The following is a 21,365-nucleotide window of genomic DNA, read 5'->3' on the forward strand; positions in this document are numbered from 1 at the left end:
ATCTTCGTCCCATTCTCTTATATCGGCAACAACATCGTCACTGAAAAACCACTTGTTCCATCTACAATAATTTTCCCATTTACAGACGCTGTTCGCTCCTCCATCCCCATAATACCGAGACCTTTCTTAACAAGAGCTGCGCCTTTTCCGTTATCCTTCACTTGCACCTTAACCATCTTATTAAGTACATGAATATCTATAGAAATAACTGTCGCATCAGCATATTTCATCGCATTTGTTAGTGCCTCGGTAACATTTTCACCAATAATTTTCCACTGAATGGGAGAAATCATATCTAAGTTTCCCTTATATACGAAAGGAATGTTTACATCATGCTTACTAGCAAACTCCTCTATGAATAATTTCATACGGTGAATGCCAATTTGCTCAGTTGGTGGCTTCATATTTTTTAATGTAATGCGAATACTTTCAATTCCATCTTTTGAAATATGAATTGCATTTTGTAATAACTCCGCAGATTTTTCTTTATCTATCCCCATTAATCTCTTTGCAGCTTCCATTTGAATTAATGCACCTGTCATCGAGTGACCAATTTTATCATGAATTTCTTGTGATAACCGATTTCTCTCTTCTAGCTTAAATGTGTATTCTGATTGTCTTATGTACTCTTTATTTTCATGTAAGTTTTTCGTAAGTCGTTGCATATCTTTTCGCATCTTATCATTTTGCGATTCAAGCTTTACTACACGTGATATATATCGATCTGCCATAGTTAAAACGAGAAAAGAAAATGCAACAATTAATCCATAAGTCATTCGAATGCTTTCATCTGTAATTGTAATTGGAAGCATCATAATAACAAAGCGTGACCAATTCTTGTCTATGTAATGGAATGTAATTTCGTATAAATTCAAAGGTAAAAACAAAATAAAAAACGGATGAACCCTCCATGTTAATAACATAACTACACTAATTGAAATACAAATCAATATTTTTTTGTACGTATCTTTTTTTAATATAGAGATTAGCACGTTTACAGAAAGATATAAAAGCAAAGCAAATATAACCCATGGTAAGTTCGTAACATTTGAATGTATGTAACTGAACACAATATATATAAAGACAATTAATTTACTTACAGTTAACCAAAATTCCATATCATTAATCTACTTTCCCTGTTAAGTAGTAAATCGCAATTTGTGTGCGATGTTCAAGTCCCGTTTTCCCTAAAACTGATGTAATATAATTTGCGATTGTTCCTTCAGATATAAAAAGCTGTTTCGAAATTTCTTTATTTGAGAAACCTTTTGCAATTAATGCGATAATACTAAGCTCTCTTTCAGTAAAAAGACTTTTATCTATTTTACATTCTTCCTCTTTACTTTCCATTAAATTGGACTTAATTTTATCGAGAACTACATCTTGCATAACAGTTTGGCCATTATATACCCCTTTTATTGCATCACGAATACGCTCCGGATCGTTATTTTTTAATAAATACCCTTTCGCTCCGTTTTTTACTGCATCCAAAATATATTCATCATCATCAAACGTCGTTAAAATAAGCGGTTTTGTTTTCGTCTCTTCACAAATAAACTTCGTCGCCTCTACACCGTTCATATTTGGCATACGAACATCCAAAAGAGCAATATCAACTTCATGCTTTTTACAATATGCTACAGCTTCTTCTCCATCATTTACTGTATCTACCACTTCGAACTCTTCATATGTATTTAAAATAATTTTCATGCCTTCTCTAATAAAAGAATTATCGTCTGCTATTAATATTTTAATTTTCATGTTTGTTAGTATGGACCTTCCTCCTACTAACATTCACATCCTTTCTCCGTATAACATTTCCTACTTGCTCATTATATACTTCTGCTTACCATTTTTTCACACTTTTTTCATCTAGCTCTTCTGCAAAAAATATATTATTCTTTTTTTACAAAATGTGTAGGGTGACTTATCATTCTTTACGTCTATATAATAGAATGCGTCAAAAAGGAGGGAGAGACCCATTGAGGAAAAACAATTAATTGAAAAAGCACAACAAGGAAGCGAACATGCTTTTCGTATCCTCGTGCAAACATATCGTCATTATATTTTTCAAGTTATCTTTTCTATTGTAAGACATGAAGAAGATGCGAAAGATGTTACACAAGAAGTATTCGTAAAAATTCACGCCTCTCTCCCAAATTATCAATTTCGCGGATTAAAAACGTGGATGGCACGTATTGCCACCAATCACGCTATTGATTATAAGAGGAAGAAAGCTCGAGAAAGTGAAGAACTCTCCTTATGTAAAGAAAATGAGGAAAATATACAGTCCTCTCATAATATTGAGGCTTTATTATTGACGAAAGAGCAGAAATTACTCATTGCTCAAAAACTGAGAGAACTTCCTGAAAATTACCGTGACGTCGTTCTCGCACATTACTTACAAGAAAAAAGCTATCAAGAAATTGCTTTACAGGAAAACATTGAAGTAAAAACAGTCGAAATGAAACTGTATCGGGCAAGAAAATGGATTAAAAAACATTGGAAGGAGGAAGAGTTTCTATGATGCATTATTCAAAAGAAGATTGGCGCAATTATACATTAGATTTTATAGAAAGCAATGAACGTGAATCTATGGAAGAACATCTTTATGAATGTGATCATTGTTTAGCACTTTATATGGAAAGTATTGATGAACAACATGAAAACCTTCCAATGATAAATGATGATTCATTTACGAACGAAGTTATGACGCAAATTAATTTTGAAACACTACAGTCTAATGAAAATATAAAAACAACCTCACTAAAGCGCACGATCATTCACTACATAATTGCGACTGCGGCTACAATTATTTTTATGGTAAGTGGTTTATTTCAGTATATTTTTACAGCGACATCAAATTTAGAGAAATCTTCAAAACATAACGAGTCTTCTATCTCACAACAAATTGTAAACAAATCGGTAGACACATCGAAAAAGGACGGAGGTTCAAAGCATGAATAAAAATCCCTTTTTAGCACTTGTATTAGGGCTAATTCCTGGGCTTGGACATTTATATTTAAAGAAATTTGGACGGTTTATTTTATATAGCGGAGGGGCTGTATTTCTATTTATCTTTGCAGCATTTTGTACAATAGCATTAGGAGCCCGTGATATTGCTTTTCTTTCTCTATTTTTACTAGTCGTGTTATGGGCAATCAATTTATTAGATTTAGTTATCACTATTATTAATCAATCGAAAAAACAAGCTGCCGGAGAATTCATAGAATCCTCTAAAGAGAGCGAACGATTTTATATCATTCTCTTATCCATCATCCCTGGACTTGGCCATTTTCAATTAGGACTTATGCAACGCGGACTTACATTTTTAGTAGCTTGCACAGGAATCGGAAGTATGATCATTTTCGTTGCACTTTTAACATCGCAAGAAAGTTTTCTTATCTTCCTTATTACATTACCTGTTTTATGGATTTACAATTTCTTTGACGTTGTTCAGCAACTCCAGAAAAAAGAACGTGGCGAGCAATTAGATGATCGTACTATTTTCGAAGAGTTTGAAGAGCACCGCGAGCAAGGAAAGAAAAATAAAACATTTGCTTCTATTTTAGCGATGTTCCCCGGAGCAGGTCATATGTATTTAGGCTTACAACGCCGTGGTCTTCAGCTTATGGCAGCCTTTTTACTATCTATTTATTTACTCGACTTATTAAGACTTTCTGCGTTTTTATTTTTAGTGCCAATCATTTGGTTCTATAGCTTTTTTGATGCTTTACAGCAAACAGCAAAATACGGAAAAGAACGAGTACAAGACGAACCCATTATCGATTATTTTATAAATCATCAAAGATGGATTGGTATCGGATTAATTACACTCGGTGTTTATTATTTATTAGATCAAACAGTCCTTCCTATTTTGAATGATTATTTTGTAACTATATTTAATATTCATCTTAGTGAACTATATTATCGCTATTTCCAAACATCTATCGTTGCGCTCCTTTTAATTGGCGGCGGCTTTAAATTGTTACTTGGAAATAAAGAAAACAAAGGTGGGACAAGCGAATGAGGACTTGGCGTGTTGGAACATTCTCAATGGGGCTTTCTATTATATCGTTAGGATGCTTTTTACTATTTTCAGTCGTAAAAGGAATTCAAGTATTAGATACACTAACTGCATGGTGGCCAGTTTTACTTATCATACTTGGAGCTGAAGTTTTACTATACCTTCTATTTTCTAAGAAGGAACAATCATTTATTAAATATGATATTTTCAGCATTTTCTTTATCGGCGTTTTAGGAAGCGTCGGAATTGCTTTTTACTGTTTATTATCAACTGGATTACTAGAAGAATTTCGTCATTCTATTAACACAACGAGACAAACGAGTAATATTCCAGACGGACAATTTGATATACCTGAATCTATCAAAAAAATTGTAGTAGATGCAGGGCATCAGCCTCTAACGATAGAGGGAAATAATACAAATCAAATTCACCTTTTGGGAACTTATGAAATGACGACGAAAGCAAATGAAAAACTCAATTTAAAACAAGATGATTTCCTTTCAGTTCAAACGGCTGGAGAAACGATGTATATCAATTTAAAATCATTACCTGTTCAACATACGTTATTTAGTTCAGCACCACAAGTGAAACCAACGCTTGTTCTTCCACAAAATAAAAATGTGGAAATCCGTGCTTCAAATAACGAACTATCTCTTTATCCAGGTCAATTACAAAATAATTGGTTTGTACAAGAAAGCTCAAGAGTGTCTGTCCATCTTGCAAAAGAGAGTGATGTTTCTTTAACAGCAGTAACGAATCAAAAAGAAACACACGGAAGCACACCTTGGGAACAAGTAGAAGATTTAACAAAAAAAGAAAATACTTCTTCAGAAGAACATCCAGAATTAAACAACCAAGAACATTGGTATAAAAATTCAATTAAAACTGGAAATGGCACGCACAAGTTAAATATTGAGAAAACTTATAATTTAAATATGAGCGTTATTGAAAAATAAGAAAAACCTTCCGCAATTGCGGAAGGTTTTTCTTATATAATCGCTTTAATTCCTTCTAACACTAATCCAATCATAAATCCGCAAACCGCCCCGTTCACTCGGATCCACTGCAAATCTTTACCGACATTATTTTCAATCATTTCGATTAACGTTTTATCGTCTAACTTATCAAGGTTTTCTTGTACAAGCTTACCAATTTTCGAATGGTTCTTCTCAATAAGATTCACAACTTGTTTTTGTAACCAATCTTCTATTTTTTGAACTGTCTGTTCATCTTCTTTTATTTTATTCATTTGTTTTTGTAAAAATGGAATAACATATTGATTAGCAAATTCTTCATTATTTACAAAAGCAACTGCTCTTTGTTGTACTTGCTCTAGCATCTCTTTTATTTTGTCAGTAGCATTCCAATTCGCAATCCACTTTTCTTTCCAATTTTCTAATTCCTGTAATAAAGCTTCATTTTCTTTTACATTGATAATTTCTTGACGAATCTTCGCTAATATAAGTTGTCTTGTGCTATTATCAGCCTCTTGTAAGCTGTTAATATTACTAATGATAAACTTCTGCAAAATACCGCCAATTTTATCTTCATCTACAATATTCATAAATGATTTCAAAGTAAACTGCAAGAATCCATCTACTTTTATATTTTCCATCGCCTTCATACCTAAGCTACCGAGCTGGTAACGAGCTTCATCTTGCGCTGTCCAATCTTTTACCTTCACTAATATGTAATCAAGTGTCTTTTCATCATATTCTTGCACAACTAATTGATCAACAAGCACTTGTAAAATATTACTTGTATTGATTGTATGTAAATATGTTTTTAATTCTTTTTCAATAATAACAGCTAACTTTTCTGTATCTATTGTAACAATTGCTTTCTCTGCAATCGTTACAATCCCCTTTTTCACAGCATCAGACTGCATTTCTCTCTCAGCAATTTGCAGTACCATTTGTGCTAACTGCATCTCTTTTACTTTATTCGTAATACTTTCTTTCGTTAGCCATTCATTTTCTAACGTATGAATGAGCCCTTTCGTTACCCGTTTACGGTTTTTAGGTAACAAAGCTGTATGCGGAATTGGTATTCCCATCGGATGACGGAATAAAGCAGTAACCGCAAACCAATCCGCAAGTCCCCCAACCAATCCAGCTTCAAATCCACCTTGTATAATCTCTCCAGCTACCGTTCCTTGAAAAGGGATAGAAGCCGCAAAGCCGACACCCATAACCCCAAGCGAAATACCCGCTATATATTTAGTCTGTAATAACATCGTATACACATCCTCTTATTATGTAAAATAAAGCTTTTTTGTTATATTTATTCAATATTAGTTATCCTTTATATATACTATAAAGAACTATTGTGAAAATAACAAAGATTTTTATGTACATGAAAAAATGAGGCTACAACTAGCCTCATTTTTCTTATATCGTTAATTCCAAACCTTTCCTATAATATTCATTCATTACATCTTTAGGAACCATGCTTCCACCCGTTCCCCACACAATATGAGTACCTTTTTTCACTTTCTCTGTTAACTGTTGCTTTTGTAAATACTCATCTTCTTTACACACTTTCACTGGCCCTATCATACCTGCTAGTGCAGAAGGCTCTAAATAAATATTCTCCGTATCAGCTAGTTCTTTTAACAATCTATATAACTCTTCATCGTTTACTGTATAATTTCCACTTAAAAATGGTTCCATCGTTTTCCCGACAAATCCAGACGGTCTTCCTACCGCAAGTCCATCCGCATCTGTTACATTATCAATTCCGATATCTTGAACGGCAATTTTGTCATGAAGGCCTGTCATTAAGCCGAGTAACATACATGGTGAGTGTGTTGGCTCTGCAAAGAAACAATGAACGTTGTCTTTATACAATAACTTTAAACCGAATGCTACTCCGCCAGGTCCTCCTCCTACTCCGCACGGAAGGTAAACAAATAAAGGGTGATCTTCATCTACTACAACCTCTAACTCTTCTAATTGCTTTTGTAATCGTGATGCTGCTACTGAGTATCCTAAAAATAGATCATGTGAGTTTTCATCGTCTACAAAATAACAGCTAGGATCCGCATCTGCCTGTCGTCTTCCTTCTTCTACTGCTTTGCTATAATCATCTTCATATTCAATAACGTTTACACCTTTACTTCTTAATAAACTTTTCTTCCATTCTTTTGCGTCTGCTGACATATGAACAGTTACATTAAAACCTAGATTCGCACTCATAATTCCTATGCTAAGTCCTAAATTCCCTGTAGAACCTACCGCAATTGAATACTTCGAGAAAAACTCTCTACATGTATCACTATCTAAAATGGAATAATCATCTTCTTCTGTTAACATTCCGTGCTGCAATGCTAGTTGCTCAGCATGTTTCAACACTTCATAAATGCCACCTCTAGCTTTAATTGATCCTGATATCGGGAGATGACTATCACATTTTAATAATAATTCTCCTAAAATAGGTTGCTTGTAATTTGTCTCTAAAGCTTCTTTCATAGAAGGTATTTTTACTAAAGGTGATTCGATTATGCCGTTAGTCCCTTTCGTTTCAGGAAAAACTTTCGCAATATATGGCGCAAAACGCTTTAATCTCTCTTCCGCATCTTTTACATTCTCTTCATTAAGTGGTGAATCTTTTATTGCCCTTTCATACTTTTCTATGTGTGGGTTTATCCAAAATACTTCTTTTGTTGCAATAAGTTTATTCACTAATGGGTATTCTGCTTGTAATGCCCCTATTTCTTTCATTTTGTTTCCTCCTTATATCCTTGTAGCTCACCATATAATAAATTATAATTAAATTAATTTTAATATAGTTTAACACAAATCGTTCACTTTAGTTAATTTTAATTTAATTTATTTAAATATAATTTAATAACCCTTGAGGAGATTTTCATTATGGAAAATATAGATATTGGTAAAAAAATTGAAAAACAAAGAAAAGAAAAAGGTTTAACTAGTAAAGAACTAGCAAAGATGGCCGATATTACACCATCTATGTTAAGTCAAATTGAGCGTGGGTCGGCTAACCCTTCTATTCAAACATTAAAAGTGCTTGCTAAAGCTCTTGATGTGCCAACATTTAGCTTTTTACTTGAAGATACAAATACAGACGATTTAATTGTACGTTCCCATAAACGAAAGAAAATGATTATCGATAATTTATCATATGAAATGCTTTCACCTGATTTCACTGGAAATTTAGCAACAGCAATTATGACCGTCCCGCCTAATACAGCTTCATCAGAAAATGTGCTAGAACATAAAGGAGAAGAATTAGCATTTGTCTTAGATGGGAAAATCACATTATATTTAAACGAGGAAGAATACGTATTAGAAACTGGTGACAGTGTAAAGATACCTGCTTATTTAAAGCATAAATGGGTGAATCATTTTGAAAAAAACGCGATAGTTTTATTTTCTGTTACTCCGCCGATTTTTTAATGTATAAATAAAAACAGGATGGTTCTTATAAAATGCGGATTATCCTGTTTTTATTAAATAAGAAAGTGAAATTTTTGTTAAAAACTTAACAGTTGGACCCAATCCGAACAATCCTCCTAAAAACATATTTACAACTGAAACTATCCCTCCCATTGATGCTAACGTATCATGAGTCAGATTCATCCCACCACTACCAGAGGCACTTGTAATATTCACATAAAAATAAGAAATACGTAAAAATTAATTGATTTTTCAGAATTTTTTTGAAAAATATGGTAAAATCACTCTTATACTTCTTCTATTTTGTTATTATAGAAATAATTAAATTAGGATACTTTTATCGGATGGGGGAATATATAATGAGTTTGTTATTAAAAGGGCATGAACAGATTGTCAACGAATTAAACATTTTATATCAAGTAATGGTAGCGGAGCAATTAATTGAAGCGAAACAATTAAAAGAAAAAATAGAGAAACAGATTAATAAAATTGAAGCTGATTAAAATCTATCGCTTTACTACTCCCTACTAAACTTTAAATATAAGGTCCTAACCGATTGGACAAACATTAAGTATGATACTTTTAGTCAAATTGTTCGTTTAGACAATCCAATAACTGAAGACTTTATTACTTATTATTATCACTTTTTTAAAGCTGAACATGCTACCATTATTGGAAATTATGATGAAGCAAAAAAAGAATACGAAAAAGCTGAATCCCTTTTAAAACATGTACCAGGCGAACTAGAAGAAGCTGAATATAAATATAAATTTGCTATATTTAATCACCATACAAACAAACCACTTACAGCAATCAATTATGCAAATCAAGCTAAAGAGATTTTCTCAAAATATCCACGTTATGAAATTAAAATAGCTCTATGCGAAAACATTTTAGGCTCATGTTCTGTTTATTTAAAACAATTCGAACAAGCCGAAGAGAACTATAATTCAGCAATCAATATTTTACAAAAGCTGAAAGACGATACACTAATCTTAAAAGTTCGAAATAACTTAGGTTGGCTCTACTCTTCTCAAAATCTATCAACCCTTGCTATTAGACATCTTACAATAGTTACAAACAAATTACCTAAACACCTAAAAGCCAATTTTCTACAAGCCAAAGAACATTTTATTTTAAATGAAAAAGAACTTGCAAACCATTGGGTTCAAAAAGGCTTAGAAATTTGTAATGAATTAAATAATCAAGAATATAAACACCATTTCACTATCTTAAAAACACAACACACTGGTATTCTAGACGACTTAGAAAACGCAATCATTGCAGGCACTACATATTTTAACAGTAAAGAATTATACGATTATGCACAAGAATATTACGAATTATTAGCAGTAGAATTTCATAAAGTGAATAAAATAGAGAAATCTCAAAAATATTTTTTCAAAACTTACGAAGCAAAACAAAAATTATTAACTAAGGAGGCACTAAGATAATGAAAAAGATTAGTTTAGCTATTTTAACCTTTACATGCATACTTGCTTTTGGATTTAATAATTTTACTGAAAGTCAACAAGCAAAACAACTTCCAAAATGGGATACAGATAAACAAGAAACACATGCAGACCTATAGAAACCTAAAAACCCCTAATAAAGGGGTTTTTAGATTTCTACAATATAATGATTTAGCATATGATGAAGAAATATGCTTATAAAAGATAGCCATACACAGATACTCTCTGTACATGGCTATTTTTTATTTTTTCGACACTAACAAAATCCCTAAACTAATAATACAAAAGCTCATTATTTGCTGTGCTGATAGACCAAACAGAACCGAATTTTGTTCACTAACAAGCGAAATAATGATTTGAGCAAACCCCTCAATAATTAGAAAAACACTTATATTCTTTCCATTTCCAAGCCTTTCATTTTTCATCCATAAAAAGCCCATTATACAAAGAGCAAGGATGATCTCATATACGAAAATAGGGTGATATAAAAGTTTAGATTCATATATTTTTATTCCCCATGGTAGTGTCGTTTGTGCGCCTACTTCATGATGTAATAGAAAATAAAAGATAATACTCACACACAGACTAAAAGGCAATACATCAAGTAAAATACGAAGCGAAAATTGCTCCTTTTTACTTTTCCAAACAATGTATACACTCGCAATTACGCATCCTACTACAATATGTTGCATACTCCCAACAGCTAATATTGCTTGCACTGGCGCCCCAAAAGCCCATACAGGATTTAAAATTACTGGCGCAAACTTCCATACAAATACGATGATAAGAAAAGCATTTGTTACGGCATCCATCATTTTTTCATATGATACATTTTGATGCCTCATCTTTCGTTTCATCAACATAAATCCAAATAGACTTCCAATTATAAGAGATATGGGTTGTAGCCTCACGATCCACTCCATCGTCACGAAATCTCCTTTTAATTCTCAATCAATTTCTTAAATTTCTTTTCTAATTGATCTGGTGGTAATACACCTCGTACATGATCTACTATGATTCCATCTTTATTAACAAAAAATGTCGTCGGTAAAGAGAATACTTTATAATCTAGTCCAGCTACTCCGTCCATATCTAGTAGAACAGGAAACTCAAACCCATAGCGATTAGCAAATGCGCTTGCTTCTTGTACTGGGTCACTAACAGTTGCATTCACCGCAAAAATTTCAACATCCTTTTTATATTTATCATACATATGAACTAAGTCAGGTGCCTCCATTTCACACGGCCCACACCATGATGCCCAAAAATTAATAATATACGGTTTTCCCTTGGCATCATTTAACGACTGCAACTTTCCGTCTAATCCTTTTAATGTGATGCCAGGTGCTTTAAAACCTACTTGTGGTAATACTTCTTTCTCTTGTAACTCTGCTTGCTTTGCTTTTCTTTCCTTTTCTTCTTTCTTTGAATTATAAAAGTTAACCCCCGCCCAAACGAGAGCACCTACTAGTATAATAGCAATTAGTTTCTTCACTTTTCTTCCTCCTCATTTTTAAAAGCCTGTAAATCCACCGAATAGACGAATAAAGAATGCTGTAATTTTCGTCATTTGATTTGTATACAATAAAATACCTGTTACAATCATCATTCCACCGCCAATTTTCATCATGACATTCGCATATGTAACAATCCATTTTACCTTCCCAATAAAGAATGCCATCACGAAAAATGGAACCGCAAACCCAAGAGTGTACGCTGTAATATAAAGAAGTGCCCCTTCAGGATTCGTCGCGCCAAGCATGAGTACAGCTGAAAATATCGGTCCAACACATGGCGTCCAACCCGCTGCATATGTCATACCGACTAAAATCGAGCGAATATATCCAGTCGATTTACTTCTATACTGCACCTTTTTCTCTGCCATAAGCCACTTAGGCTGAAACAAGCCCGTCATAAATAGCCCCATTAAAACAATAAAAATCCCACCAATTTGTTGAATCAATTTTTGGTTAGATGAAAATGTTATTCCAATCCAGCTTACCGATAAACCTAACGCGTAAAATATAACCGAAAATCCGATCATAAAAAATATGGTATGTATAATCGCTGATTTTTGCATAATCCCACGATTTTCTTTTAAATCTTGGATAGACACACCTGTAATATAAGATAAATAAGATGGATATAACGGTAAAGAGCACGGTGATATAAATGACAATACTCCCGCCCCAGCCACAAGCCAAATTGTTAAATCTGCTGCATTCATTTTATTCCCCCTAAAACACTACAATAAGTAGTGTTTATTCTTAAAAAAAAGAGGCTATATGCACTCTCCGACAATAAGTACAACCGACATACAGAATAAACCTACTGTTACATATACCGAATTCGTATGTAACGGAATAGTAAGCTTAACAACCTTTTCATTTAACACTTGCTCGATTCGTAAATTTATTGCTGTTTTTGCAAATGAAGCGGTAACACATCGATTTTCCATTGTCTTTATTTTAATTAATTTTAATAACGCGCTACCTAACTCAAATGAAGATTCCATTTTTTGCATCGCATATTTATCAGCAGCTAGCTCCTGATACGTATGATATCGCTGTAACAACCCTTTTAATATCGGGATGTACATCATTCCTTCTGCTAATAACGTAAAACAAAATAATTTTAGCGGATCCCAATTCTTTTGATGATATTCTTCATGGAAAATAATTGCATCAATTTCTTCATCTGAAAACGTCTGAAGCAAACCTTCCGACATGACAACTTTCGGACGGAATAATCCAATTGTAAATGCCACAACTTCCGTAGTCGGCAATATATATATTTGTTTTCCTTTTCGGATGAAAGGGATAAGTACTTTTTGTAATTTTTTACTATAGAAAAATTGTCGCCAAATTCTTTTGCACACGATTAATATAGTAAGTAATAATAATCCAGCGATTATAATACGAATCAGCGATAATTCTTTCATATGTTTTTCTAACTGGAACAAGCAAAAATTTGAAAGAAAGAACATCTTATTTTGAAACAGAAATGGATATGTAACGTAATACACTAACATACTGAAAAAGAGGGTACTAACAATTACTGCTAACAATACGATTTTACGCATTTGCCATTTCATTTCATTAATCCTCTTTTTTTAACTGACTCAATTTGTCTTCTAACTTTTTTATTAAAGTCGGATCAGCCTGCTCTAACTCATCTAACATATGATTTACAACTAAATCTCCAAATTCCCCCATCAATTCCTGTGTCATTTTCTTCGTTTGCTTGGATAAGAATTCTTCTTTTGTTTGTACAGCACGATATATGCCACTTCTTTTTACAATCTGTTTTTCTAAGTGTAACTTCTCTACTAACCTGTTCATAACTGTCATAACAGTGTTAAAATTCACAGGCGATTCTTCACTTAATTTCTGCTGCACTTCTTTAATCGTAATACCTTTGTTAGACCAAACAATCTCCATAATTTTCGCTTCAAGCGGTCCAAAGAAATGATTTAACCCGTGCTCATTTAATTTATAGTTTTGAGTAAACATAGTATGACTCCTTTCACACTACGAATTGTAGTACAAATTAAATAAAAGGTCAAACACGAATGAGATACACTAAAATTCACTACTTATAAATACGTACGCCATTCCATTAATTATAAGCCTAACTTATCTCCAAATGTATCAAAAAGATACTGCTCTAATATTTGTACACTAAACTTCTCATTACGCCCAAGTGCAAATAATTCCCGATCTTTCGCTACGATAGTATCTAACGGAATAGCTACATTATCCACTATTTTTGTAATTTCAATTATATTACTTTTTACATTTACTTCTGTTTTAAATTCAACATTTTCTAACACTATATGTGAACGTCTTCCTGATGCAAAAAAAGTAAAATTAGGATTTTTAACAACGCCAATTTCAGTCTCTAACGCATATAAATAGTGAAAAATTACATCTCTGTGCCCATCTTTTATTATTTTTTCATCCTTCTCATCGTCTAAGTATTCTTTCAGCTTCGTTGTAAATTCAAATCGAAAATCCACTTTTTTCACGCTCCTTCTTTGTATTTCATATTAAATAAATATATTGAAATAATTTTACCATATTGTAATACAACTTCCTATTAAAAGTAAAAACTGTTTTGGAAAATCGCTATTATTTCCGATTTCCTTTTAAAATATAAATATAAATTCAATATGAATTAATACTTCATTATATCTATTTAAACATATTTTTTCCATTTTTTGAAACATTAGTATGAAATATTATATATCAATGAATGGTTTCTAATTCACTGATATATATAATCAGTGTTTTCTTTACTATTCCGATATACTTAAGCTACATTTTCTAATTATTGATTACATTACAGAAGGAATGTAACTCTCTTCTATCGAATTTTTATATAACAAAAATGATTAGGTGGTGCTTTACTATGAAATTAGCTGTCATTGGTGGCGGTGATTTACAAGATTCAAATCACTTGCCTATTAATGAACGCCTTATAGAATTAACAAATAAACAGTATCCAAAAGTATTGTTTATTCCAACGGCAAGTCATGATGATGAAAGCTATATAAAATTATTTTTAGACACGTTTGAAAAACAATTACATTGTGAAGTACAAATTTTACGTACTACAACAGATTCACCTTCTAAGTATGAAATAGACGAGATGATTCATTCAGCCGATTTAATTTATCTAGGTGGCGGGAATTATATTCACATGTTTACGCAATGGAAAGAACATAGACTCGATGAAAAATTATTATTGGCTCTGCAACAAGGAACACTTATTGCTGGTTATAGCGCTGGTGCTATGTGTTGGTTCACGTCTAGTATCCGATCAGATTATGAAGGTTCTGGTTATATAGAGAGTAACGGATGGGGGATTGTTAATAAAAGATTTTGTCCACATTATAATCAATTAAATAGAATGAACGCCTTCCATTCCTTTTTACAAAATCATCAAGGGAATATAGAAGGAATTGCACTGGAGGATAATTGCGCTTTATATATTACAGAGGAATCCTTTGAGATTATCGGTGAACCAGAAAAAGCGTGGGAGTTTTATATGAGTGATAAAACACTCATTAGACAACATTTTGATATAACTTTAAAAAGCTATTTGTAAACCTGCACCTACAAAAAAATGTCCCTAAGTCAAATAACTTAGAGACATTTTTTCTATTTAACTAACTAATCGTGTAATTCGTTTCTTTTGCCATGAAAGCTTATAATATGCATACTGTAGTATTAAGCTGACAATAAATGCTGCTGGATACCCGATCCAGATCCCTTCTATTCCAAGACTTGTATGGTAAGAAAGATAATATGCTACGGGTACTTCCACAAGCCAAATTGAAACAACTCCAATAACAGTTGGCCAAAGTACTGTACCACTCGCTCGCATTGTCGCACTAATAATTTGTGCATGACCGAAAATTAAATAACTCCATAACGTAATCATAACTAAGCTATGAGCAATTTCAATTGTTGTTTGACTCGTTAAAAATAGTGATAAAATGTCTCTTGAGAATAAGTAAATAAGAGCTATTAACACACCACCGATGACGTAGTTCATAATAATTCCGACCTTCACAACTTTCTGCAATCGATCAAATTGATTCGCCCCAATTGATTGTGCTGCAAAAATAGAAACTGTAATACCAAGGCTAACTGCTGGCATTTGTACATAACTTGCAACTTGATTCACAACTCCGTAAGCAGCTGTTGCATCCGAACCGTAACGATTTACAAACGCGATTACAGCAATTTCAGATAATGAAACTAATATCATATTAATACTCGCTGGAATACCGAGCCTTAGCAATAGCTTTAATAACTCCCCATCCATTCGAAGGTATTTTCTAACCGTGCTATCTAGTTGTAATGGGTGATTTTTCTTCTTTAAATACAAGAGCATGACAATAAACGTAATAACTGTAGATATAACAGAGGCATAGGCTGCTCCATACACATCTAATTTCGGAGCTCCTAACCATCCAAAAATAAGAATTGGTAATAAGATCATATTTAGCGCTGTACTTACAATTAAAAAGTAAAATGGCGTTTTAGAATCTCCTGTACCTCTCATAAATGTTGTGTATGCGAAATATAAAAATAATACTGGCATCGATATAAATAAAATTCGTGCATAATGTACACTTATTTCAATAATATTTTCTGGCGTTCCCATTAGACGCATAATATCCATCGCAAAAATACTGCCTATTATCGCCAACACAACTCCAATAATAAAGGTAAATGTCAGCGTCGTACCAACGATAGCTTTTAAACGATCTTCGTTTTTAGCACCAAACGCCTGACCAATTAAAATAGAGCTTCCTGAACCGATACCAATTACAAATGAAACGAGCAAGAAAAATAATGGGAAGAATGCTGATATAGCCGCTAAATCATTAACTCCAAGCCATCTTCCTACTACTACCATACCAAATAATTGTCCAACTGATTGTAGTACATTACTTAATAATAATGGTACTAAAAACATCGACATCGATTTCCAAATCGGTTTACTCTCACTTTCCAACTTATGTGACTCCGCACCTTCTTTATTGTTATCTGCAGGTGGTTTCAAATTTCATTTCTCCTTTTATTAAAAATCAATTTTCAATATCTATCTCTTTGTATAGTTGTTATAATACTGTGCTTCTATTCACTTTCTTTTCGTATGATTATAACTTCACCCAATATTGACTTCCATCGGCTGTTCGATCTAAAAATCCATACTCGATTAAATATCTTCTTAAAGTTACGAAATCAGGGTATACATTTTCTATCACTGTATTTACTTCTTTTTCAGTATACTTTTTATTACTATCAAACTTCTTTACTAAATGACGTAATATAATTAATTTACGCTTTTGTTTTTTCGGAAATTTAGAAAGAGGTCCATCTAATCCTTCTGTAAAATGAGCTTTTAATACTTCATCATTTTCTTCTTCCGTAATATTGTATCGATCATCCACCATCGTTGCTGTTCTATGAATTGGTACAAATTTCGTTTGTACTTTTGATTTTTCTTCTGATAATTCCATTAGAGCTAAAAATACTTTTGCTTGCTTCATTTTCTCTCGCAGTGTAAATCGATGATTACGAATTGTTGATGTACTTCCGCCATCCAACTCTTTTACAATTTCTTTATCATTCAGTCCCATATGGAAAAACTGAACCATTTTCTTTTGTAAATCCGTTAAACCAGTAAATTTCTTATCCATATTTAACAAATAATCAAACATAGACGTATGCTCATTTTGAATATGCAATCGGACGAACTTCTCTGCTTCATACAAAACTTGATTATCTTGATAAATAACACCTTTAATAAATGTTTCACCACAAGCTAAGCAAATGTACTCCTCTTTTTCTCCATCAAACACATACCCTTTCTTTAATTCCTCTATTGACGCATCCCAAAACTTCTCTGAAATACCACTCATACTAAACACTCCTTCAAAATGTTTATTCAAAAACCAAACAAATCACTATAACGTTTATTATCACTTCACCATCTTATCATAACACAAACAAACATTTCAACATTTCGTTTACCCATTTTACAAACTTTTATAAAAACATCTACCGAAAGGGTTTAATACAACGAAAAGCGAATATGTTTATACAAATTCATTTTATAGGATGTAAAATAGAACATGGATATTCTTCAAGACTCTTGGTTTACCGTTAAGCAAATTGCACAGAATACATATGCGATTAGTGAATATGGAACCGGTATTCATCCATTACAAAACTTCAGTATTCAATTTCAACTACAAAAAAGATGTTTCCGTATAAGAAAACACCTTTTACTTTTTATCCCACATTTAAGGGCAGTAAGACTCCCACATCAAAATTCAGCGGAAGCAAAGAAGTTAAATGAGGGCTAATAATCAGTTGAATAAAGTTTCAATTTATATATTCTATTTACAGTCTCTACTAAAACCTTACTTGCTTGTACAAATGTATGCTTTCGATTTCTATCTTCAACAAATTTATTAGCACAACTACTCATAATCATCATACAACTAATTATGACTAACACTATCTTTCTATTCTTGTAAGTCACTTCATGTCACTCCACTATTACAAAACTTCTTTTGAATTTATCCTATCAAGAAATTTTACATGAATAATAAAACGTGTGAATATGCAATTCTGCATATTCACACGTTTTATCACAATGTTATGATTTAATTTAGTTAAAGAACAAGTATACCGAGGTGACTAACTTGAAATTTAAAGCGAAAAAAAATCCATTCCACGTCATTTTCATTACATTATTTCTAATTATTTTTTTCGTTTCGTTATTCTTCCAAAATGAAAATTCTATTTTTTTCACTCTCATGATGCTATTAAATATCGTGAATCTTTCTTCATTCTATTTCTCTCACTACAACGTAACGGAATCATCTCTTGTTGTAAAACACGGTTTCATACTTCGTACTGAAATCCCATTTAAAGACATTCGCCATATTAAGTACTCTGGCAAAAAACTTCGTTCAAAAAAATGGACTAGGCAACAATTAGAAATTAATTATAATTTATTTGACTCAGTGACCACTTTCGTACCACAAGAAGAAGAAAAATTCATTTCACTCTTAAAAGAGAACTGCCCACAGATGAAAGTAATGAATACGCCTGCTAACAAATAATATATTTTGAAGCTTGCAGTATTGCAAGTAGATGAAACATAAAAATGAACATCAAAAAAGCCAAGATTCTATACTAAGAACCTTGGCTTTTTCTATTACTCTTTTGGAGCAATCATTTTCTTTGGATCTACAATTTCATCAAATTGCCCTTCTGTTAGTAGCCCAGATTGCAATGCTGCTTCTTTTAAAGTTAATCCTTCTTTATGAGCATGCTTCGCAATTTTCGCTGCATTTTCATATCCGATATGTGGGTTTAGCGCTGTTACAAGCATTAGTGAACGATTCACATTTTCATTAATTACTTCTTCATCTGCTTCAATACCAACTGCACAATTGTCATTAAACGAAACAATTGCATCCGCTAATAAGTGAGCTGATTGTAAGAAGTTATAAGCAATAACAGGTTTAAATACGTTTAACTCAAAGTTACCTTGGCTCGCAGCAAATCCGATTGTTGCATCATTCCCCATCACTTGCGCTACAACCATCGTTAATGCTTCACTTTGCGTTGGATTTACTTTACCTGGCATAATAGAGCTTCCTGGTTCATTGGCTGGAATAATAATTTCTCCAAGACCACTACGTGGACCACTTGCAAGCCAACGTACATCGTTAGCGATCTTCATTAGATCTGCAGCTAATGCTTTTAATGCACCGTGAGTATATACAACTTCATCATGGCTCGTTAATGCATGGAACTTATTTGGTGCAGAAACAAATTGTTTACCTGTAAATTGACTAATTTCCTCTGATACCATCTCACCAAATTTAGGATGAGCATTAATACCTGTTCCAACCGCAGTTCCACCAATTGCTAACTCTTTCATATATGTATTGCTCTCTGCAATCATACGCTCTGTTTTTTCAAGCATACGGTGCCATCCGCTAATTTCTTGCCCTAAAGTTAACGGTGTTGCATCTTGTAAATGTGTACGACCAATTTTTATAATATGTTCAAATGCAGTTACTTTTTCTGCTAAAGTTCCTTTTAATTTCCTGATTGCTGGTAATACGTGATTTTCTACTGCGATTACACAAGCTACATGGAGCGCCGTTGGAAATGTATCATTTGAACTTTGTGACATGTTCACATCATCATTTGGATGAATATGTACGTCAGATCCATTCTCTTTCAAAATTTGATTCCCACGATTTGCAATTACTTCATTCACATTCATGTTTGACTGTGTACCACTACCTGTTTGCCATACGACAAGCGGAAAATGTTCATTCCATTTCCCTGCAATCACTTCATCAGCAGCTTCTACAATTGCTTCTGCTTTTTCTTCTGATAGCTTTCCTAATTTTTGATTGCTAAGCGCTGCACTCTTCTTTAAAATTGCAAATGCTTTTACAATTTCAAGCGGCATTTGCTCTGTTCCAATTGGAAAGTTTTCTTTACTACGTTGTGTTTGTGCTGCCCATAATTTATCAGCTGGAACTTTTATTTCTCCTAATGTATCTCTTTCAATTCTGTACTCCATGTTTTCATCCCCTTGAAAATATAATACCTACATCTCTTATAATAACAGACTTTTTCTTAAATGATAATAATTCTCACTCTTATATATAGATATTTTATATTTATTTTAAAAAATTCCTCTTGACCTAAACTTAAGTTTAGGCTGTATCCTTTCCATTGTAACCTACTATAACACTACTGGAGGAATTCAATATGAAAAAATATGCTTTTATAACAGGTGCGAATAAAGGAATTGGATATGAACTTGTTCGTCAATTAGCAGAAAAAAATTATCACGTATTTTTAGGTGCTCGTAATGAACAACTTGGACAACAAGCCGTAGACTCTTTAAATGTTTCAAACGTTTCCTATATTCAAGTAGATATTTCAAATTCACAATCCATTCAAGAAGCAACAAAGAAAATTCACGAAACGACTGACCATTTACATTTATTAATTAATAACGCAGGCATTGCATTAGACTTCAATACGCTACCTAGTGAATTAAATATTGAAACTTTACGTCAAGGATTTGAAGTTAACTTTTTTGGAACTTTCCAAATGATACAAGCCTTTTTACCATTATTAAAGAATTCAAGCAACAGTAAAATACTAAATGTAACAACTGACATGGCCTCACTAACAATGTTTGCTAATGGTGAAACACATCCAATCAATACACTAGGATATAATTCTTCCAAAACTGCTATTAATGCTTTAACATTAGCTTTTAGTAAAGAATTTGCTACTAACGGTCCAGAAGTATTTGGGATAACTCCTGGTTTTACAACTACTGATCTTAATGGAAATTCCCCTGGTGGCCATACAACTATTGAAAGTGCTAAAATTATTATTAAATATGCATTAAGTGAAACAAACTATAATGGTAAAATACTAAATAAAAATGGCATTATACCTTGGTAACAAAAGGATGAATGATATGTATTATACAATTGGGCAAGTCGCCAAAATGCAACACTTAACTATTTCTCAAATACGTTATTATGATAAACAAGGACTGTTCCCTTTTCTGCAAAGAAATGAAAAAGGAGATCGAGCTTTTGATGAAGAAGCACTCAAATACTTAGAAATGATTTTGTGTTTAAAAAACACTGGTATGCCTATTCAAAAAATAAAACAATTTATCGACTGGTCTATGGAAGGAGAATCTACCATCTTTCAACGGTTGGAATTAATGAAACAACAAGAGACCAATGTCTTACAGCTCATCCAAGACACTGAAAAAAACTTAAAAAAGATACAACAAAAAATTGCTAAATATGAGAATGAAGTAACTTCAGCAGATGCTATTACAAAATAAAAAATCACCTTCTAC

26 protein-coding genes and 1 pseudogene are annotated in these 21,365 nt (G+C 32.7%); 12 read left to right on the top strand and 15 right to left on the bottom strand.

From position 1 onward, the window contains the following. Nucleotides 1-17: 17 nt before the first annotated feature. Together N2V92_RS26090 and N2V92_RS26095 are read right to left on the bottom strand one after the other, a co-directional pair. Nucleotides 18-1,118 carry a sensor histidine kinase gene (locus N2V92_RS26090; RefSeq protein ID WP_016077885.1) on the bottom strand — a complete coding sequence of 367 codons (1,101 nt, stop codon included), beginning with the start codon at nucleotides 1,116-1,118 and terminating at the stop codon, nucleotides 18-20. Nucleotides 1,119-1,122: 4 nt separating this feature from the next. Further along, a complete protein-coding gene (locus N2V92_RS26095; RefSeq protein ID WP_000694093.1) occupies nucleotides 1,123-1,761 on the bottom strand; it encodes a response regulator transcription factor in 639 nt (212 codons plus the stop codon). A 283-nt stretch (nucleotides 1,762-2,044) separates the two neighbouring features. Between N2V92_RS26095 and N2V92_RS26100 the strand changes: the two genes are divergently transcribed. From N2V92_RS26100 to exsE, 4 genes are read left to right on the top strand one after another with little or no spacing between them, the layout of a single operon-like run. Then, nucleotides 2,045-2,527 carry an RNA polymerase sigma factor gene (locus N2V92_RS26100; protein ID WP_001195483.1) on the top strand — a complete coding sequence of 161 codons (483 nt, stop codon included), beginning with the start codon at nucleotides 2,045-2,047 and terminating at the stop codon, nucleotides 2,525-2,527. Next, complete coding sequence (locus tag N2V92_RS26105; RefSeq protein WP_000972351.1) at nucleotides 2,524-2,967, top strand: hypothetical protein; 444 nt, start codon at nucleotides 2,524-2,526, stop codon at nucleotides 2,965-2,967. The genes N2V92_RS26100 and N2V92_RS26105 overlap by 4 nt, the downstream gene beginning before the upstream one ends. Beyond that, on the top strand, nucleotides 2,960-4,030 hold the full coding sequence (locus N2V92_RS26110) for a hypothetical protein (protein ID WP_001039098.1): 1,071 nt from the start codon (nucleotides 2,960-2,962) through the stop codon (nucleotides 4,028-4,030). Before N2V92_RS26105 ends, N2V92_RS26110 begins: the two co-directional genes overlap by 8 nt. Beyond that, a complete protein-coding gene (gene exsE / locus N2V92_RS26115; RefSeq protein WP_001261414.1) occupies nucleotides 4,027-4,983 on the top strand; it encodes an exosporium protein ExsE in 957 nt (318 codons plus the stop codon). The genes N2V92_RS26110 and exsE overlap by 4 nt, the downstream gene beginning before the upstream one ends. A 32-nt stretch (nucleotides 4,984-5,015) precedes the next feature. On the opposite strand, the gene N2V92_RS26120 is transcribed toward exsE, so the two are convergent. Beyond that, the gene (locus tag N2V92_RS26120; RefSeq protein WP_042597539.1) at nucleotides 5,016-6,263 is read right to left on the bottom strand and encodes a DUF445 domain-containing protein; all 1,248 of its coding nucleotides are present in this window, start codon (nucleotides 6,261-6,263) and stop codon (nucleotides 5,016-5,018) included. 154 nt (nucleotides 6,264-6,417) lie between these two features. Further along, nucleotides 6,418-7,749 (bottom strand): D-serine ammonia-lyase, encoded by a 1,332-nt coding sequence (locus tag N2V92_RS26125; protein WP_000658546.1) that lies wholly within the window; start codon nucleotides 7,747-7,749, stop codon nucleotides 6,418-6,420. Between the two features lie 150 nt (nucleotides 7,750-7,899). On the opposite strand from N2V92_RS26125, the gene N2V92_RS26130 reads away from it, so the two are divergent. Beyond that, nucleotides 7,900-8,445, top strand: a complete 546-nt coding sequence (locus N2V92_RS26130) for a helix-turn-helix domain-containing protein (RefSeq protein WP_000427637.1) — start codon at nucleotides 7,900-7,902, stop codon at nucleotides 8,443-8,445. Between the two features lie 39 nt (nucleotides 8,446-8,484). On the opposite strand, the gene N2V92_RS26135 is transcribed toward N2V92_RS26130, so the two are convergent. Further along, nucleotides 8,485-8,661 (bottom strand): hypothetical protein, encoded by a 177-nt coding sequence (locus N2V92_RS26135; RefSeq protein ID WP_003309331.1) that lies wholly within the window; start codon nucleotides 8,659-8,661, stop codon nucleotides 8,485-8,487. 143 nt (nucleotides 8,662-8,804) lie between these two features. Between N2V92_RS26135 and N2V92_RS26140 the strand changes: the two are divergent. Both N2V92_RS26140 and N2V92_RS26145 read left to right on the top strand, forming a co-directional pair. Next, nucleotides 8,805-9,899, top strand: a pseudogene (locus tag N2V92_RS26140) (response regulator aspartate phosphatase). Next, nucleotides 9,899-10,036 carry a hypothetical protein gene (locus N2V92_RS26145; RefSeq protein ID WP_000724012.1) on the top strand — a complete coding sequence of 46 codons (138 nt, stop codon included), beginning with the start codon at nucleotides 9,899-9,901 and terminating at the stop codon, nucleotides 10,034-10,036. Before N2V92_RS26140 ends, N2V92_RS26145 begins: the two are co-directional and overlap by 1 nt. Nucleotides 10,037-10,159: 123 nt before the next feature. On the opposite strand, the gene N2V92_RS26150 is transcribed toward N2V92_RS26145, so the two are convergent. From N2V92_RS26150 to N2V92_RS26175, 6 genes are all read right to left on the bottom strand, one after another. Next, nucleotides 10,160-10,840, bottom strand: coding sequence for a prolipoprotein diacylglyceryl transferase family protein (locus tag N2V92_RS26150; protein WP_000454851.1), 681 nt, complete (start codon nucleotides 10,838-10,840; stop codon nucleotides 10,160-10,162). A 17-nt stretch (nucleotides 10,841-10,857) separates the two neighbouring features. Further along, on the bottom strand, nucleotides 10,858-11,412 hold the full coding sequence (locus tag N2V92_RS26155; protein ID WP_000733184.1) for a TlpA family protein disulfide reductase: 555 nt from the start codon (nucleotides 11,410-11,412) through the stop codon (nucleotides 10,858-10,860). 18 nt (nucleotides 11,413-11,430) lie between these two features. Next, complete coding sequence (gene ccdA, locus N2V92_RS26160; RefSeq protein ID WP_000990435.1) at nucleotides 11,431-12,144, bottom strand: cytochrome c-type biogenesis protein CcdA; 714 nt, start codon at nucleotides 12,142-12,144, stop codon at nucleotides 11,431-11,433. A 54-nt stretch (nucleotides 12,145-12,198) separates the two neighbouring features. Then, complete coding sequence (locus N2V92_RS26165) at nucleotides 12,199-13,011, bottom strand: M56 family metallopeptidase (protein WP_016077887.1); 813 nt, start codon at nucleotides 13,009-13,011, stop codon at nucleotides 12,199-12,201. Nucleotides 13,012-13,015: 4 nt separating this feature from the next. After that, complete coding sequence (locus N2V92_RS26170; RefSeq protein WP_000495050.1) at nucleotides 13,016-13,429, bottom strand: BlaI/MecI/CopY family transcriptional regulator; 414 nt, start codon at nucleotides 13,427-13,429, stop codon at nucleotides 13,016-13,018. Between the two features lie 110 nt (nucleotides 13,430-13,539). After that, nucleotides 13,540-13,935, bottom strand: a complete 396-nt coding sequence (locus N2V92_RS26175) for a DUF3942 family protein (RefSeq protein ID WP_000347524.1) — start codon at nucleotides 13,933-13,935, stop codon at nucleotides 13,540-13,542. A 392-nt stretch (nucleotides 13,936-14,327) separates the two neighbouring features. On the opposite strand from N2V92_RS26175, the gene N2V92_RS26180 reads away from it, so the two are divergent. Further along, the gene (locus N2V92_RS26180; RefSeq protein ID WP_000762125.1) at nucleotides 14,328-15,026 is read left to right on the top strand and encodes a peptidase E; all 699 of its coding nucleotides are present in this window, start codon (nucleotides 14,328-14,330) and stop codon (nucleotides 15,024-15,026) included. 57 nt (nucleotides 15,027-15,083) lie between these two features. Here the strand turns inward: N2V92_RS26180 and N2V92_RS26185 are convergent, their stop codons facing one another. Both N2V92_RS26185 and N2V92_RS26190 read right to left on the bottom strand, forming a co-directional pair. Then, nucleotides 15,084-16,493: an MATE family efflux transporter gene (locus tag N2V92_RS26185; protein WP_000804121.1), complete on the bottom strand. Its 1,410-nt coding sequence runs from the start codon at nucleotides 16,491-16,493 to the stop codon at nucleotides 15,084-15,086. Between the two features lie 97 nt (nucleotides 16,494-16,590). Next, nucleotides 16,591-17,355, bottom strand: a complete 765-nt coding sequence (locus N2V92_RS26190) for a DUF2087 domain-containing protein (RefSeq protein ID WP_000014491.1) — start codon at nucleotides 17,353-17,355, stop codon at nucleotides 16,591-16,593. A gap of 213 nt (nucleotides 17,356-17,568) precedes the next feature. Between N2V92_RS26190 and N2V92_RS26195 the strand changes: the two genes are divergently transcribed. Further along, entirely contained in the window at nucleotides 17,569-17,802 is a 234-nt protein-coding gene (locus tag N2V92_RS26195) for a hypothetical protein (protein ID WP_002083208.1), read from the top strand. Here N2V92_RS26195 and N2V92_RS26200 read toward each other — a convergent pair. Then, nucleotides 17,799-17,981, bottom strand: a complete 183-nt coding sequence (locus tag N2V92_RS26200) for a hypothetical protein (RefSeq protein ID WP_016077888.1) — start codon at nucleotides 17,979-17,981, stop codon at nucleotides 17,799-17,801. The two genes, N2V92_RS26195 and N2V92_RS26200, sit on opposite strands and share 4 nt — an antisense overlap. A gap of 163 nt (nucleotides 17,982-18,144) precedes the next feature. On the opposite strand from N2V92_RS26200, the gene N2V92_RS26205 reads away from it, so the two are divergent. Next, nucleotides 18,145-18,567, top strand: coding sequence for a PH domain-containing protein (locus tag N2V92_RS26205; protein WP_000669083.1), 423 nt, complete (start codon nucleotides 18,145-18,147; stop codon nucleotides 18,565-18,567). Between the two features lie 95 nt (nucleotides 18,568-18,662). Here the strand turns inward: N2V92_RS26205 and fumC are convergent, their stop codons facing one another. After that, nucleotides 18,663-20,051: a class II fumarate hydratase gene (gene fumC / locus N2V92_RS26210; RefSeq protein ID WP_000456611.1), complete on the bottom strand. Its 1,389-nt coding sequence runs from the start codon at nucleotides 20,049-20,051 to the stop codon at nucleotides 18,663-18,665. Nucleotides 20,052-20,242: 191 nt separating this feature from the next. On the opposite strand from fumC, the gene N2V92_RS26215 reads away from it, so the two are divergent. Together N2V92_RS26215 and N2V92_RS26220 are read left to right on the top strand one after the other, a co-directional pair. Continuing rightward, a complete protein-coding gene (locus tag N2V92_RS26215; protein ID WP_000759560.1) occupies nucleotides 20,243-20,953 on the top strand; it encodes an SDR family NAD(P)-dependent oxidoreductase in 711 nt (236 codons plus the stop codon). Between the two features lie 16 nt (nucleotides 20,954-20,969). Next, nucleotides 20,970-21,350, top strand: a complete 381-nt coding sequence (locus N2V92_RS26220) for a MerR family transcriptional regulator (protein ID WP_000291857.1) — start codon at nucleotides 20,970-20,972, stop codon at nucleotides 21,348-21,350. The last annotated feature ends 15 nt before the right edge of the window (nucleotides 21,351-21,365 follow it).

The organism is Bacillus sp. CH_48 (assembly GCF_038008465.1).
Lineage (GTDB): Bacteria > Bacillota > Bacilli > Bacillales > Bacillaceae_G > Bacillus_A > Bacillus_A thuringiensis_S.